This is a genomic window from Natrinema salsiterrestre (assembly GCF_029502005.1).
GTDB classification, from domain to species: Archaea; Halobacteriota; Halobacteria; order Halobacteriales; family Natrialbaceae; genus Natrinema; species Natrinema salsiterrestre.
In genome coordinates this window covers 125,748-140,744 of the sequence record NZ_JAMQOT010000004.1, presented here as the reverse complement: position 1 = coordinate 140,744, position 14,997 = coordinate 125,748, and the positions used below count along the sequence as shown (strand labels likewise).

The following is a 14,997-nucleotide window of genomic DNA, read 5'->3' as shown; positions in this document are numbered from 1 at the left end:
GAAAAAAGACGACGGCGGTTCGTCACCCACTCGGTGAGCGACCCGATTTCGGTAATACGATATTACCCGTCAGCCCCGTCATCGTCAATTTTCGCCGGAGCGATCCGAACTCAGATCGTTTCCGGGCGCGATGTCGAGTCCGTGTATCGGAATCGGGAGCATCCGGTCGCGTCTCGGACACTACGCTATTGGTGATCCGCGCACGAGGGACTACCATGTATCTCGCAGACGAAGCCTGGCCGGATCTGGAGACGTACTTCGAATCGGAGTCGCTCGCGCTCGTCCCGCTGGGGTCGACGGAACAGCACGGGCCGCATCTCCCGGAGGCGACGGACCACCTCATCGGGGAAGCGTTCGCGCGGGAGGCCGCCGACCGGACCGGCTACCTGTGTACCCCGACGATCAACGTCGGCGTGAGCGGTCACCACCGCCAGTTCCACGGGACGATGTGGGTCGAGCCGCCGGCGTTCAGGCAGTACATGGAATCGCTGACGCGGAATCTCACCTCTCACGGCATCGATCGGGTGATCTACGTGAACGCCCACGGCGGGAACGTTCCGCACCTCCGGGAGGTCGGCGGTCGACTCCGCCAAGACGGGGTCGCCTACGCGATCGAGTGGATGTGGGACGAGTCGATCCCCGACCTCGTCGACGACCTGTTCGAACAGAACGGTCCCCACGGCGGGCCGAAGGAGACCTCGATGATCCAGTATCTCGAGCCCGACCTCGTCCACGACGACCGCCTCGAGGAGGCAAGGGATACCGGGATTCCGAGCGTCGAGGCGGCCGGAACCGTCAAACACGGATCGCGGACGTTCTTCGACGCGGCGGACAATACCGACAACGGCGTGCTGGGGGATCAGACGGATGCGTCGGCCGAAAAGGGCCGGCGGCTCTTCGAAGCGGCGAGCGATCAGCTCGTCCAGCTCTGCGAATGGCTCGCCGCGCAGGAGTTCGAGGACCTCCTACCGAAAGACCACGTGTAGGCCGATCCGACACGGCTCGGACCCCGGGCCGCGGCGGTCACGGGAGTTCGAAGCAGCGGAGCGCCCCGGTTTCGAGAACGAGAATCGAGTCAGCTCGGGTCCGAACCGACCGTATCGAACCGGATTCCGACTCGAGTTCCTGGACGCCGTCCAGTTCGCCGGTCGCCCGGTCGATTCCGTACACGGACCGCACTCGGTCGGACACCCAGACGCGGTCGGTGCTCACTGCGGGCTCGGGCGGCGGTCCGCGGGCCTCTACGAACCGGAGACGCCACTCTCGGTCGCCGGTCTCCGCGTCGACGGCGTAGTAGCCGTCGTCCTCCGCGCCGAAGTAAACGCTTCCGTCGGCGAGTGCCGGACGATTCCTGACTCTGCCGAGCGATTCCGCCCGCCAGCGCCGCTGCCACGCCGGTACCGAAACGGCGTTGATGCCCTCCCGATCGGGCACGTAGAATCGATCACCGACGGTCGTCCACCCGCGGGAGGCGGACCGGAACTCCTCGCCGTCGATCGACCCGTCGGCCGTCGCGATCCGATAGCTCCCGTTCCAGCCCCCGACGAAGATCCAGCCGTCGACCGGTGCCGACACCTGCGACAGTAACACCGGCGAGTCGTCGACCGCGAGGAAGTCCTCGCGGGTATTCCGCCACTCGATTCGGCCCGTCGATCGGTTCAGCGCCGTCACCGCCCCGCCCTCGTCATCCGTAGTATCCGACAGAACAATGACGTTTTCCGAACCGAGCGCGATCCCAATGTGCTCGGAGTGGACCGTCTCTCGCTCCCACAGGGTCGTCCCGTCGTCCGCATCGAGGAGCCGAACCGTCCCTGCCTTGATCCCGACAGCGAGGACTTCCTCGTCCGACGACAGCTCGATCGCATCCTCGTCCGGGAGGGGCGCCTCGAGCGAACGGGACCAACGCGTCGTTCCGTCGGCAGGCGATACCCGGACGACGGTGGCCGGATCACCGCCCGCCGCGTAGAGCGCGCCGTCGCCGCTCGCCTGCTCGAGGGCGGCCACCGTGCCCGTCTCGAGATCGGCCACCCACCGCTCCTCGAGATCGTACGACGAGACGGAGTCCGGGGTTGGTTCGTCGGGCTGGTCGTCAGTTTCGGTCGTCGGTTCCGTCGCGTCGCCGTTCGACTGGGTGCCCTGCTCGGTCTCCTCGCGCAAGTTGAGGCAGCCGGCGAACAGCCCGATCGCCATCGTTCCGAGCGCCGTCCGACGGCGGTAACGGTCGCGCACGTCGGCTTCGGAATCGTCGTGTTCCGCCGTCATTGCGCTTGCACCTCGTTGTCCCGCGGTACCGCCTGAACTGCGCCGTCGACGTAATAGATCGCGGAGTCGCTGATCGCCGGCGGCCGCCGCTCCATTCGCGGATCCAGGCGCTGCTCGAACAGCTTTCGGCCGTCGTCGGCGTCGTATCCGAGGAGGGTCAGTCCGTTCGGTGCGACGTAGATCCGTCCGTCGCGGTACCGGACGTCGCTCCCCCCGCCGCGCGCCTCCCAGACGACCGCTCCCGTGTCCTGTTCCAGCGCGTACGTAGTAGCGCCGACGGTGAAGTAGACGCGGCCTCGAGCGGCGATCGGCGTCTGCGGGTGGTTTCCGCCCTTTTCGACGGCGTGCTCCCAGACGATCTCGCCCGTCTCCGCGTCGAACCCCGCTACCAGCCCGTAGCGGCCGGCAATCGTGGCGACGCCGTCACCGAATGCGACCTCGGAGATCAGGGCGTCGTCCTCGATCGGCGTTTCCCACAGCACCTCGCCGGACTCGGCGTCGAGGCCGTAGACGGTACTGACGTCGTTCGGTAACCTGTCCACGTCCCCCTGATCGGTCGTAACGATGATGCCGTCGCGTTCGGTCGCGCCGTAACCCAGCGTCCCCTTTCCGCGGAACGACCACCGCTCGCTCCCGTCGCGACGGTCCAGCGCGTAAAACGTCGAATCGTCGGCCAGATAAAGCGTGTCGCCAGTCACGATCGGTCGCGACAAGTTGACGCCGACGTCGGCGTGGAACCGTTCCTCTCCGGTGGCGACGCCGAGGCCGTAGGTTTCGCGTGAGGAGGTGACGAACACCTCTTCGCCGGCGACGTGGACGAGCCGGGGTTCATCGCCGACGTCGAACGCCCACCGTTGTTCGCCGGTAGCGGCGTCGAGCGCGTAGAGCGAATCGTCGACGCTTCCGGCGAAGAGTGACTCTCCGGCCAGCGTGGGCGGCGTCGCCATTCCGGCCTGCGCACGGAACGTCCACGGCTCCTCGACTGCGGGCGGGTCAGCCCGGGTCGGCGAGACGTTCCCCTCCGTTGCTTCGGACCCGTTCGACGAGTTTTGTTCTCCCAATTCGGGTCTGAGACACCCGCTCGTGGCGACGGTGATCGCAGCCGTCGCGATGGCTGCCCGTCGAGACACTCCCCGTGACATACCATGACAGCTAGAGACGACCGCAATAGCAGTTTCGGCTCGAACGAATCTGTCGAAAACGGTCATGAACTCGCGATATCCGAGCGATGAAACTCGGCCGGCGACGGTTGTATCGCGCTCGCCCGCCCGATCGATAGTAATCCTTAATAGATTCTCCCCCTCGAGTTATTACATGGCAGTCGTCAGCGTCTCGATGCCCGACGAACTCCTGGAGCGACTCGACCAGTTCGCCGAGGAGCACGGGTACACCGGCCGGAGCGAAGTCGTCAGGGAAGCCTCGCGGAACCTCCTCGGCGAGTTCGAGGACACTCGACTCGAGGAGCGAGACCTGATGGGAATCATCACCGTCCTCTTCGACTACGAGACGACAAGCGTCGAAGAGCGGATGATGCACCTCCGCCACGAACACGAGGACCTCGTCGCGTCGAACTTCCACAGCCACGTGGGCGATCACTACTGCATGGAACTGTTCGTCCTCGAGGGCGAACTCGAGGACATCTCGACGTTCGTCGGCAAGATCCGCGCGACCAAGGACGCGCTGACGGTCGACTATTCCGTCATCCCGGTCGACAGCTTCGACCCGCTCGCGCAGGGATAGCGTCGCTGCACGATCGACACGGAACGGATGGATCGAACCGACACGCGGTTTCGGGGCTGCAATGCTCTCGACGCGTCGGAACCGATCTACTCTCGAAGGTGTTCCAGTATCTGCAGGAAGCGAAACGCGAGTTCGTTCCGCTGGGAAACCGTCGCTCCCGCCACGTCCCGCAAGTCGTCGATTCGGTCCGCGTAGTCGTCGTTCACGATCAGTTCCAGCTCGGAGTCCGTTCGCTCCCGAAATTCGGTCGCGACGGTCTCCAGTTTCGTCGCCGACGCGTCCGGGACGTTCGGACTCCAGAACTGGAACCGATGGGACTCGGACGGACCGAACACCCGATCGACGTATCTCTCCGCGTTCCGGAACTTCGCCGCTACCCTGTCACGGTTCTCGTCGGAATTCCCATACCCGAGTCCCCCGAGATGGGTTGCGACCTCACAGGTGATGACCTCCCGTTCGCCGGCGGGTTGGATGCCGATCACGTCGACTTCCATCTGGTCACCCGCGACCGGGGAGTGTTGGCCGTAGGCGACGACCTCGCATTCTTCGACCAGTTTGAGGTACGCACCGACCAGCATTTCGCCGGCTCTCGGTTGTGGTGCCATGGCCACTGCGTTTGGACGGGGTCGTGATAAGTACTCAGATCGAGACCGTTCCCTGATGTGATATTCGAGTTCTCGTCCATCAGCTGTCCAGTTTCCGCGCCGTGAGCGCCAGCCGGACCAGACGGCAGTCCGTAGTGTTCGCCGGCTCGTGGACGCCGCCGAACCGGGAGGGGAGACAGTATAGTTTTACTGCCATCCCTCGAAAGGGACCGTATGACATACCGGAAGGTCAACTACGAAGACGTCGAGCAGGTCTCGAGCGCGATGCACTTTCTCAGCGACCCGCTCGAGACCGAGCAGGTGGGGGTGACGGTGGCGCGCTGCGATCCCGGCTGGAACAGTAAGCCCCACGACCACACCGACAACGAACACGAGGAGATCTACGTGCTCATCGAGGGCGACGCGACGGTGGTCGTCGACGACGAACCGGTGACGATGGAGGCCGGTGACGCGCTGTGGATCCCGCCATCGTCGACGCGCCAGATACGGAACGGGGACGCTGAGAGCGCGTTCGTCCTCGTGAGCGCGCCGAGTATCGCGGACGACGACGGCGACGGCGACGAGTGGCTCCTTTCGGGGTTCGCCGGGTAGTCCCAGATCGGGACGAAACCGCTCGATCCAGCGCCCCGAAGATCTGCGGGACGATTTAGTGACCTCGGGTGGTCGTCTCCGGCAGGTGAGTCCCGATTTACTCGAAACACCACGCGGTCGTGTCGGTCGTCATCGCCGGGATACTGGCCGCCCTGCTTCCCCCGATCTCCCTCTTCGGTGTTCCCGTTCCGGCCGTGATCGTCGTCGCGTACGGTACCGCCGTCGGCGTCTTCATCGATCTCGATCACTTCCTCATCGCTCGATTCAAGACCGGCTCCTGGGACGCCGTTCGCTTCTGCCTGTCGAACCCGCGTGCGGCGGTCGCCGACCAGTCGAAAATCTTCGAACCCGGCGACGTCGGCGTCCTCTCGCGACTCCTGAGCCACGTGGTGATCGGCGGCGTCGCGGTCCCGCTGCTCGCACTCCTCAGCGTCCCGCTCGCGATCGTGACCGGCGTCGTCCTCTACGCGCACCTGCTTGCCGATCTCGTCTGGGACATCCGGCTGCTCGAGCGACACGCCGAGACGGCGGCCTCGACGGACGATCTCGCGGATATCATCGGATAACGGTCCTCTGGTCCGGACGAACGGTCGATGCCGCGAGCGATCTGGGGTTGCAATATTCGACCCCGGGTATTTCCCCGCGTGCGACCGTCATACTGGTATGGAACTACTCGACGACAGCATCGTCCCGGAGCACGCTCACGACGTCAAAGCCGAAGCTCGCGAGTTCGCACGCGAGCACATCAAACCGAACGCCCAGGAGTACTTCCAGTCGGGCGAGTATCCGGAGGAGATCCTCGAGGCCGGCCGGGACGCCGACCTCGTGGCGCAGGATATCCCCGAGGAATGGGGCGGCCGGGGGCTCGATCTCGCGCAGTTGCTCGCGATGACCGAGGAGTTCTATCGGGCCGACGCGGGGATCGCGCTGACGCTCCAGCTGGCGAGTTTCGGCTGCGAGATCACGTACGAACACGGCACCGACGAGCAGTGCGAGGAGTACATCCGCCCCGTGGCGGAGGGCGAGCAGCGCTCGGGACTCGCGGTGTCGGAACCGGACACCGGGAGCGACCTCGCGGGGATGCAGACCACGGCCGAAAAGGACGGCGACGAGTACGTCATCAACGGCGAGAAGTACTGGATCGGCAACGGCGTCGAGGCCGACTGGATAACGCTCTACGCACGCACGGGCGACGACGATGACAACCGCTACGGGAATCACTCGATGTTCATCGTCCCGACCGATACCGACGGCTACGACGCCGAACACATCCCGGAGAAGATGGCGATGCGCGCCTCGAAGCAGGCCCACATCGAGTTCGACGACTGTCGGATCCCCGAGGAGAACCTGATCGGTTCGGAGGGTGACGGCTTCATGCTACTCGCGGACTTCTTCAACCACGGCCGCGTCGCCGTCGCCGGCCACGGGCTCGGCATCGCCGCGGCCGCGATCGAGGAAGCCTGGGAGTTTACCCACGACCGCGAGGAGTTCGGGAAGACGATAAGCGACTTCCAGGCCGTCCAGCACGGCCTCGCGGACATGCTCGTCGAGTTCGAGAGCGCCCGAACGCTCGTCTGGCGCGCCCGCGAGAAAGTCGAAACGCAGGACGACGCCGGCTACTGGGCCGCGATGGCGAAGACCAAGGCGACGGAGACGGCCGTCGACGTCGCGGAGCAGGGCATGCAGTTCCACGGCGGGCGCTCGATCCTGGACGAGCGCCGCATCGCTCGCGTCTACCGCGACGCGCGAATCCCGGTCATCTACGAGGGAGCGAACGAGATCCAGCGCAACCTGATATACGGACAGGCGCCCTGAGTACCCGCTCGAACCCGGCGCTAGCACGGTCCTTGATCCAGATTCGTCGCGCTGAATTGCGTCGGCGTTACCACCCCTTCCGTTCCGACCTCCCCGCCGAGACGACGTAGTCGAAAGAACAATCTTCCCCACCGTCATTTGCCCGGACAAGACTGGTACCGTCGTGATGGAGATGCCCGCAGCCAGACTACAGTCGTCATGAGCCGGCCACGCGTGCTCTGCGTGAGCAGCAACCGCTCGACGCGAGCATCGATCACGCTGTCGCTCACCGACGCACCCGTCGACGTCGTCATCGCCCAGCGATCCGCCGAGGCGATCGACCGGCTCGAGCGGGAGCTGATCGACGCGGTCGTCATCGACGCGGGGACCGTCGCGAACGTGCCGGCGCTCGTCGACGCCGTCGAGTCCGAGGCCCCCGGCACGCCGACGTTCGTCCACTGGGACGAAACCGCCGACGACGGTGCCGTACTGGGCGACATCATCGACCGGGCCGACGACACGACGTCGGCGACTCGGCTGGCGAACACGATCACCGACCGCATCGACGTCAGAGCCGGTGCCGAGAGACGGGCGGACATCAGCCCCGATGCCACCGCGAGCGATTCCGACGCCGGCGGGACTCCGTCGTCGATTCCGGATCTTCCCGACGACCTCGAGGCGCTCGTCGGTCGCGTTCGGTGCCGACTGGTCGACGCCACGTCGACGCTCACGGTCGAACGAGTGCTGCGCGAGGAGTTGACCGATAACGACCGGTTCGCGTTCGCCTGGGTCGGCGAGTACGATCGGGGCGAACGCGCGATCATTCCGTGGCTCTCCGACCCTGACGCCATGGAGTGGCCGCTGCAACGAACGTTCAGCATCGGACCCGGCGATCACCCGCTGCTCGAGCGAGTGATACGAACCCGCAACCTCGAGTACCGACAGTACGACGACGACAGTCGCGACGCGGTCCCGTTCGGCGACCGCGCGTACGATCACGGGGTGCGGTCGGTCGCCATCGCACCGCTCGCCGCGGACGGCGAACTGTACGGCGTCACCGTCGTCTACGCGACCGAGCCGATTTCCGGTCACGAACGGGCCGCGATCCGCTCGAGCGTTGCAGCCGCATCGCACGTCCTCGAGACGATCGCCGTCCGCGGCCGACTCAAACAGCAAGAGCGAACCCTCCACCGGTACGAGCGACTCGTCGAAACGGCGGGTGACGGCATGTACGTCCTCGACGATGCGGGGCATTTCATGACGGTCAACGACGCACTCGTCGAGATGACCGGCTACACCCGCGAAGGACTACTGGGCGAACACGCGTCGATCCTATTCGATTCCGGCGACGTCGCGGCCGGCGAGGACATTATTCGATCGCTGCTCGAGACTGGGAACAACACCGATACGCTCGAACTCGACCTCGAAACGAAAGCCGCAGAGACGATCCCCTGCGAAGCACAGATCGCCGTCCTCGTTCCCGGCGGCGACTTCCTCGGCTCGGTCGGCGTGCTCCGCGACGTAACCGAGCGGAAGCGAAGCGAACGGAAACTCCGGGAGCGCAACGAGCGACTCGACGCCTTCGCACGAATCGTCAGTCACGACCTCCGCAATCCCCTCGGCGTCGCTCAGGGGTACCTCGAGTTGCTCGAGGACACGGGCGATCCCGAGTACGCCGACAAGATCCACGACGGCCTCGACCGAATGGAGTCGATCATCGAGGACGTCCTCGCCATCGCCCGCGAGGGCGAGTGGGCCACCGAGACCGACCCCGTCGACCTCGAGTCGGTCGCCCGCGAAGCGTGGGATCACGTCTCGACCGAGGGGGTGTCGCTGTCGGTCACGGATACGATGACGCTCGAGGCCGACCGGTCGCGACTGCTGCGACTCCTCGAGAACTGCTTCCGCAACAGTATCGAACACGGCGAAACGACCGCGACCGTTCGCGTCGGTCTACTCGAGGGCGGGCGGGGAGGCGAACGCGAGCGCGGTTTCTATCTCGAAGACGACGGCGATGGGCTCCCCGACGAACTCAGGGACCGGATCTTCGATCCGTCCGTGTCGTCGTCGGCGGAGGGGCTCGGAATCGGCCTCTGGATCGTCAGAGAGGTCGCTACCGGACACGGATGGTCCGTCATCGCGACGGAAAGCGACGGAGGAGGGGCTCGATTCGAGTTCGAAACCACGGGCTAGTTCTCGGACTGCAGGTCCTGGAACGCGCCGACGAAATCGTCGTGGGAAGACATGCCGGACACCGTCTCGTCGACTCGCTCCGCGAGCGTGTCGACGCGGTCACGAAGGTCCTGATACTCCTCGTTATCGGCGAGTTCGCGGTCTGCCTTCTCGGACTCGAGCAGCGCCTTCTTCGAGACGAGCGCGTAGTACTCCTGAATGTCGGACTCGTAATCCGAGCGATCCGCGACGTCGTCGACCATATCGACGAGTTCGTCCTTCGAGACCGGTTTGACGAGGTAGTCGTCGAACCCCATCTCGATGATGTCGAAGTCCGGATCCACCGCCGTCACCATGACCACGCGGGAATCGTAACCCCGATCGCGGATCTGCTCGAGGACTTCGTCACCGGAGAGTCCCGGCATTCGCCGGTCCAGCAGGACGACCTCGACGGAGTCGGCCATCTTCTCGAGCGCTTCCTCCCCGTCGTACGCTGTCTCGACGGCCCACTCGCCCTGCAGCCACGCGGCGAACAGATCCGCGAGACGAGCTTCGTCGTCGACGACGAGCACCTCGGGCCCGTCACTCATTGGATATCCCCTCCATTCTCTTCATCGAATACAGCCACGCGTCACCAATGGTACCTCTCTGTGATAAATCTCGCGACCAAACATCAGTTTTCATATCAATATCGGCCTCAAATACGTTCTACTATCCAGTTATTTATCCTATTTGCCGAGGAGGAGTGTCAGTCTATCGGTACGGCTCCGCGACAGCCATGAGAACGGTCCGCAAGAAAGACGGCGGAAGCGGAGCGATGGGACCGAATCGAGACGCGATACACCGACCGAAACCGCTCGTTCCCCGCAGCGCCGATACTCGCGTGAGTTACTTCCCTTCGAACTCCGGCTCGCCGTCCCCCATAAAGGCCGTAATACCCTCCATCAGGTCGTCCGTCGCCATCAGGTGGCCAAAGGCCGAGGCCTCGTACTCGAGCCCGGCGTCGGTATCGTCGCGGCCGGCGAGCATCGCGCGTTTGGTGAACTTCTGTGCGATCGGCGGGCCGCCGGCGAGATCGGTCGCCAGCTCGAGTGCGCGGTCCTCGAGCTCGTCGTTGTCGACCCGTTCATTGACGAAGCCGTAGTCTGCCATCGTCTCGGCGTCGTAGCGCTCGGCGGTGAGGATGATCTCCTTCGCGCGGCCCTCGCCGACGATGTGCTTGAGACGCTGGGTGCCGCCCCAGCCGGGGATCAGTCCGAGATCGATTTCGGGCTGGCCGAACTCCGAGCGGTCGCTCGCGACGCGCAGGTCGGCACAGGTCGCCAGCTCCATCCCGCCGCCGAGACAGAACCCGTCGATCCCCGCGACCACGGGCATGTCGCAGGCCTCGAGTTCGCCGAACGTCGACTGGCCGAGCCGCGAGAGTTCCTGTCCCTCGAGCGGGTCGACACCGTTGCCGGCCATGCCCTGGACGTCCGCACCCGCGGAGAACGCTTTCTCGCCCTCGCCGGTGATCAGGAGCGCGCGAACCTCGTCGTCGGCTTCCAGTTGCTCGATCGCGGCCGACAGCTCCTCGAGCAGGTCGTCGCTGATCGTGTTCATCCGGTGGGGCCGATCGATGACGACGTGACCGACCATGTCGCCGGGGTACTCGACGCGGATCGTCTCGAACGCGAGGGCGTCCGAGTCCTCGTCGGCATCGTAGAAGCCGCCTTCCGCGGCCCGCTCCGCGAGGTACTCCGCGGGCGCGTACCGCTCGTGGCCGGTCTTCTCGTGGGCCTCCTCGAGCGTCTCGTGGAGAGTCGCGAGGCCGTACTCGTCGACGAGCTTGACCGGGCCGTCGGGGAAGCCGGCCCCGAGCTGGACGGCCTCGTCGATGGATTCCGGCGGGGCGACGTCGCCGCCGATCAGCTTGGCGGCCTCGTTGGCCATCGTCGCGAGGAGTCGCTCCTCGACGAACTCGGACTGCTGATCCGACGGGATCTGCACGCCCTCACCGTTTTCGTAGTCGTAGAAGCCCTTGCCCGTCTTCTTTCCGAGTTCCTCGTTCTCGACTTTCTCCACCAGCAGCGGTGCGGGTTCGTAGGCCTCGCCCAGCACCTCGTTCATGTACTCGAGGACGTGGTAGCTGACGTCGTTGCCGACCTGATCGCCGAGTTCGAAGCTGCCCATCGGCAGCCCCATGCCGTACTTGGTCGTCGAGTCGACCTCTGCGATGGTCGACTCGTCGTTACTGACGAGCCACGCCGCCTCGTTCATCAGCGGCACGAGGATCCGGTTGACGATGAAGCCGGGCGAGTCTTTGTGGACTCTGACCGGGGCCTTGTCGAGGTCCTCGGCGAGTTGCTCGGTGACGTCGAGCGTCGCGTCGGCGGTTTCGGCGCCCGAAATCACTTCGACGAGGGGCATCCGAACCGGCGGGTTGAAGAAGTGCATCCCGCAGAACTGTTCGGGACGCTCGGTGAACTCCGCGAGATCCGTAATCGAGAGGCTCGAAGTGTTCGTCGCGAAAATGGCGCGATCCGGCGCGGCGCCCTCGAGTTCGGTGTAGACGTCCTCCTTGATCTCCATCTGTTCGGGGACCGCCTCGATGACGAAGTCGGCGTCGCTGACCGCTTCTTTCATGTCGACCAGCGGCGTCACGCGGTCGAGGGCGGCGTCGGCCTCCTCTTGGGTGAGCTGGTCGTTTTCGGCAAGCTTGTTCAGCGACCACTCGATCTGGTCGTAGCCGTTCTGAACGAACTCGTCTTTGATGTCGCGCATGTTCACGTCGTAGCCCGCCATCGCGGCGACCTCCGCGATACCGTGGCCCATGTTTCCCGCACCCAGAACTGCGATGGTGTTGATATCCTCAAGGTCCATGGTCAGATATCCAATTCGGACCCGTTTCAACGTTTCCCTCTCACCTAATAGAAACTATACTTCTGTTTACTACTGGTTACAAAGGTCTTTATCGTTCGGATAATAACGACTATTCATGGAATTCGGACTCAACGAAGAGCAAGAGCAGATTCGCGAAGAGGTCCGCCGGTTCGCGGAGAACGAGATCGAGCCCCACGCCGAAGAGTACGACACCGCGGAGAAGTTCCCCCACGAGGTCGTCGACAAGGCCGTCGAGATGGGACTGGTCGGCTCCACGATCCCCATCGAGTACGGCGGTGCCGGCTACTCGACGCTCGAGTCGGTCATCATCGCCGAGGAGCTGTTCTCGGTCGACCCGGGGATCGCGCTCTCGATCATGGCCTGTTCGTTCGGGACCGAGTCCATCCGCGAGTTCGGGACCGAAGACCAGAAGGAACGCTTCCTCGAGCCCGTCGCTACCGGTGAGAAGATCTCCGGCGCGGCGATCTCCGAACCCGACACCGGCTCGGACGTCTCCTCCGTCTCGACGCGCGCCGAGAAGGACGGCGACGAGTGGGTGATCAACGGCAACAAGATGTGGATCACCAACGGCAGCGTCGGCGACTTCTTCGTCGCGCTCTGTAAGACCGACCCCGACGCCGAGAGCCGCTACGACGGCTTCAGCCAGATCGTCATCGAGTCCGACCGCGACGGCTTCAGCGCGGAGAAGATCACCGGCAAACTCGGCATCCGCGCCTCCGACACCGCCGAACTCATCTTCGACGACGTCCGCGTCCCCGAGGAGAACCTCATCGGCGACCGCGACGCCGCGTTCCTCCAGCAGATGCAGTTCTTCGACGCCACCCGAACCGGCGTCGCCGCACAGGGACTGGGCATCGCCAAGGGCGCGCTCGACGCCGCCCTCGAGTACGCGGAGGACCGCGAACAGTTCGGCCAGTCCATCTCGGAGTTCCAGGCCATCCAGCACAAGCTCTCGGAGATGGCCACCGAAACCGAGGCCGCCCGCAACCTGACCTACAAGGCCGCCTGGAACGTCGATCAGGGCAACGACATCACCAAGCTCGCCTCGATGGCCAAGGAGTACGCCTCCCGCGTCGCCGTCGACGTCGCCAACGAGGCCGTCCAGATCCACGGCGGTGCCGGCTACGTCAACGACTTCCCCGTCGAGCGCTTCTACCGGGACTCGAAGATCACCCAGATCTACGAGGGCACCACCGAGATCCAGAAGAACGTGATCGCGCGGGAGCTGCTGGACGACTAACGAACGAAATTTTACGCTGCGGTCTATCGCGGTCGCGATCCCGCGACCGCGATGTCCCTCGGTAAAATTTCGATCAAAAGCACTCCTCCTTCCTCTCCGCTCGCTGACTCGCGGTTTCACCGCTCGTCTATCCGCGGCGCTACGCGCCGCGCAACCGCTCGCTCCGAGTCAGTCGTCGGCCCGCTCACTCCCTTCGGTCGCTCGCGGTGGATATCGGGTAAGTGCCTGCCCTCCCCCGAGTCGCGCGCCCTCACAGTCGTTCGGGCGCGCTCCCGGCCATTTTCTCGATTCAATTTCGAAACGGAGAGACTCGAGACACGTTTCGGCTGACTGAACGGCAAGTAGTCTCGAGGAATCGGGTGATAGAGATCTCGACTGGCCGCCGGAGCTCGAGGCAGCACCCGAAATCAGTCGTTCTCGCACTCGATCAACCCGGGCGAGACCGAACAGCCGCAGGGACTGGCGGTACCGGTCTGGGGTCCGACGGCGGTGACGAACGTGACGGGATCGCCACAACGCGGGCATACGGGGTTCGAGGACTCGACCTCGGACCTCGATCGATCACGCCGCATCGCGACCACGGTCCGCGAGCCGTCTCGGTTGGGAAATCGGTACTGAAGGTGACTGTGGCGGGTGATTCGACTGTCGTGTGGGACGTTTATGTCCCGATGGAATGTACTGCGTCATGCTTCCTGAACTCTCACGGGTCTGGAAGCCAGTCTCGGGTGTGCCATCACCCGGGGCGTTCGTTCCGCTACCGCCCCCACCGCTTGAGACGCGGCCTCCGCTTTGATTTCGTTCACACGTATTATTATATCTAATGGCAATATGCATTAGTTGAGGTTAATTCGGCGCCGAGTCTGCTGAGCGGGAAACCATTTGTCACGTCGGCCCCATGCACTCACTATGAGAGAGTTCGTCTTCGCCCTCGAGTACGACCCCGGAACGAATCCGGTCGCGGACGCCCTCGAGGCGCATCCGGACACGACGGTTCGGTCGCTGTCGTGTCACGTGACGCCGGAGAGCCTCTGGCGCGTCGATCACGCGACCGGCTCCGCGGAGGGGGTCGAGGCGCTCGAGGCCGCCTATCGGGAACCTTCCTACTGTGCGGACTGTCTGGTCAGGAACGATTGCGGTGCCGACTGCGAGACGCAGGTCCTCGACCGCTCGAGCGACGAGCTCGTCGTCTACACCTACTGGGACCGGACGGACGTCTGTACGTCGGTTCCCCATCTCGCGCTCGAGTACCTCGGCGAGGGGCTGCTGTTCGAGACCTACCGGGAAGGTCGGCGGTACCGCTGGCGGATCGTCCTCGGGAGCGACGCGCCGATCCACGACTTCTTCGACGCGCTCGGCGACGAGGTCGGCGAGTGTGCGGGCATGGAGATGCTGCGGCTGACCGATCTCGATCCTGACCGGACCCGCCCCGAGTCCGACGACGCGCTGCCGGCCGAACAACGGGACGCGCTGCGGGCGGCCGTCGAACACGGGTACTACGAGACGCCCCGACGGATCGATCTCTCCGCGCTCGCGGACGAACTGAACGTTCCGCGGTCGACGCTCTCCTACCGCCTTCGGCGGGCCGAAGCGAGCCTCGCGACGACGTTCGTGACGGAAGACGACTCGCTCGAGACGCTCGCGGCGGGTCACTGACGGGCCCCCGACCGACCCGGTCGCGCGAGGGAAATCGAGTTGGCGCACGCCGAATAA

General features: G+C 64.7%; 13 protein-coding genes. 8 read left to right on the top strand and 5 right to left on the bottom strand.

All coding sequences use genetic code 11. The annotated features are described in order from the left end of the window. Window positions 1-215 precede the first annotated feature (215 nt). Entirely contained in the window at window positions 216-986 is a 771-nt protein-coding gene (locus NDI89_RS12590) for a creatininase family protein (protein ID WP_277521958.1), read from the top strand. Between the two features lie 37 nt (window positions 987-1,023). Here the strand turns inward: NDI89_RS12590 and NDI89_RS12585 are convergent, their stop codons facing one another. Continuing rightward, window positions 1,024-2,262: an outer membrane protein assembly factor BamB family protein gene (locus tag NDI89_RS12585; RefSeq protein WP_277521957.1), complete on the bottom strand. Its 1,239-nt coding sequence runs from the start codon at window positions 2,260-2,262 to the stop codon at window positions 1,024-1,026. Further along, window positions 2,259-3,404, bottom strand: a complete 1,146-nt coding sequence (locus tag NDI89_RS12580) for an outer membrane protein assembly factor BamB family protein (protein WP_277521956.1) — start codon at window positions 3,402-3,404, stop codon at window positions 2,259-2,261. The genes NDI89_RS12585 and NDI89_RS12580 overlap by 4 nt, the downstream gene beginning before the upstream one ends. A 172-nt stretch (window positions 3,405-3,576) precedes the next feature. Between NDI89_RS12580 and nikR the strand changes: the two genes are divergently transcribed. After that, window positions 3,577-4,002: a nickel-responsive transcriptional regulator NikR gene (nikR, locus tag NDI89_RS12575; RefSeq protein WP_277521955.1), complete on the top strand. Its 426-nt coding sequence runs from the start codon at window positions 3,577-3,579 to the stop codon at window positions 4,000-4,002. 86 nt (window positions 4,003-4,088) lie between these two features. On the opposite strand, the gene NDI89_RS12570 is transcribed toward nikR, so the two are convergent. After that, on the bottom strand, window positions 4,089-4,607 hold the full coding sequence (locus tag NDI89_RS12570) for a hypothetical protein (RefSeq protein WP_277521954.1): 519 nt from the start codon (window positions 4,605-4,607) through the stop codon (window positions 4,089-4,091). 213 nt (window positions 4,608-4,820) lie between these two features. Here NDI89_RS12570 and NDI89_RS12565 point away from each other — a divergent pair, with 213 nt between their 5' ends. From NDI89_RS12565 to NDI89_RS12550, 4 genes are all read left to right on the top strand, one after another. Continuing rightward, complete coding sequence (locus tag NDI89_RS12565) at window positions 4,821-5,198, top strand: cupin domain-containing protein (protein ID WP_277521953.1); 378 nt, start codon at window positions 4,821-4,823, stop codon at window positions 5,196-5,198. 140 nt (window positions 5,199-5,338) lie between these two features. Continuing rightward, the gene (locus tag NDI89_RS12560) at window positions 5,339-5,764 is read left to right on the top strand and encodes a hypothetical protein (protein WP_277522276.1); all 426 of its coding nucleotides are present in this window, start codon (window positions 5,339-5,341) and stop codon (window positions 5,762-5,764) included. 97 nt (window positions 5,765-5,861) lie between these two features. Further along, the gene (locus tag NDI89_RS12555; RefSeq protein ID WP_277521952.1) at window positions 5,862-7,013 is read left to right on the top strand and encodes an acyl-CoA dehydrogenase family protein; all 1,152 of its coding nucleotides are present in this window, start codon (window positions 5,862-5,864) and stop codon (window positions 7,011-7,013) included. Window positions 7,014-7,211: 198 nt separating this feature from the next. Next, a complete protein-coding gene (locus NDI89_RS12550; protein WP_277521951.1) occupies window positions 7,212-9,185 on the top strand; it encodes a PAS domain S-box protein in 1,974 nt (657 codons plus the stop codon). Here the strand turns inward: NDI89_RS12550 and NDI89_RS12545 are convergent. Both NDI89_RS12545 and NDI89_RS12540 read right to left on the bottom strand, forming a co-directional pair. Beyond that, window positions 9,182-9,754 (bottom strand): HalX domain-containing protein, encoded by a 573-nt coding sequence (locus NDI89_RS12545; RefSeq protein WP_277521950.1) that lies wholly within the window; start codon window positions 9,752-9,754, stop codon window positions 9,182-9,184. The genes NDI89_RS12550 and NDI89_RS12545 overlap by 4 nt on opposite strands. Window positions 9,755-10,052: 298 nt before the next feature. After that, window positions 10,053-12,026, bottom strand: coding sequence for a 3-hydroxyacyl-CoA dehydrogenase/enoyl-CoA hydratase family protein (locus NDI89_RS12540; protein ID WP_277521949.1), 1,974 nt, complete (start codon window positions 12,024-12,026; stop codon window positions 10,053-10,055). A gap of 115 nt (window positions 12,027-12,141) precedes the next feature. On the opposite strand from NDI89_RS12540, the gene NDI89_RS12535 reads away from it, so the two are divergent. Further along, the gene (locus tag NDI89_RS12535; protein ID WP_277521948.1) at window positions 12,142-13,287 is read left to right on the top strand and encodes an acyl-CoA dehydrogenase family protein; all 1,146 of its coding nucleotides are present in this window, start codon (window positions 12,142-12,144) and stop codon (window positions 13,285-13,287) included. A gap of 906 nt (window positions 13,288-14,193) precedes the next feature. Then, window positions 14,194-14,940, top strand: a complete 747-nt coding sequence (locus NDI89_RS12530; protein WP_277521947.1) for a helix-turn-helix domain-containing protein — start codon at window positions 14,194-14,196, stop codon at window positions 14,938-14,940. Window positions 14,941-14,997: the final 57 nt, after the last annotated feature.

What these genes read in the sequence shown, in the direction of transcription:
- NDI89_RS12590 (WP_277521958.1), top strand. Translation starts at nt 216, where the DNA reads ATGTATCTCGCAGACGAAGCCTGGCCGGATCTGGAGACGTACTTCGAA.
- NDI89_RS12585 (WP_277521957.1), bottom strand. Translation starts at nt 2,262, where the DNA reads ATGACGGCGGAACACGACGATTCCGAAGCCGACGTGCGCGACCGTTAC.
- NDI89_RS12580 (WP_277521956.1), bottom strand. Translation starts at nt 3,404, where the DNA reads ATGTCACGGGGAGTGTCTCGACGGGCAGCCATCGCGACGGCTGCGATC.
- nikR (WP_277521955.1), top strand. Translation starts at nt 3,577, where the DNA reads ATGGCAGTCGTCAGCGTCTCGATGCCCGACGAACTCCTGGAGCGACTC.
- NDI89_RS12570 (WP_277521954.1), bottom strand. Translation starts at nt 4,607, where the DNA reads ATGGCACCACAACCGAGAGCCGGCGAAATGCTGGTCGGTGCGTACCTC.
- NDI89_RS12565 (WP_277521953.1), top strand. Translation starts at nt 4,821, where the DNA reads ATGACATACCGGAAGGTCAACTACGAAGACGTCGAGCAGGTCTCGAGC.
- NDI89_RS12555 (WP_277521952.1), top strand. Translation starts at nt 5,862, where the DNA reads ATGGAACTACTCGACGACAGCATCGTCCCGGAGCACGCTCACGACGTC.
- NDI89_RS12550 (WP_277521951.1), top strand. Translation starts at nt 7,212, where the DNA reads ATGAGCCGGCCACGCGTGCTCTGCGTGAGCAGCAACCGCTCGACGCGA.
- NDI89_RS12545 (WP_277521950.1), bottom strand. Translation starts at nt 9,754, where the DNA reads ATGAGTGACGGGCCCGAGGTGCTCGTCGTCGACGACGAAGCTCGTCTC.
- NDI89_RS12540 (WP_277521949.1), bottom strand. Translation starts at nt 12,026, where the DNA reads ATGGACCTTGAGGATATCAACACCATCGCAGTTCTGGGTGCGGGAAAC.
- NDI89_RS12535 (WP_277521948.1), top strand. Translation starts at nt 12,142, where the DNA reads ATGGAATTCGGACTCAACGAAGAGCAAGAGCAGATTCGCGAAGAGGTC.
- NDI89_RS12530 (WP_277521947.1), top strand. Translation starts at nt 14,194, where the DNA reads ATGAGAGAGTTCGTCTTCGCCCTCGAGTACGACCCCGGAACGAATCCG.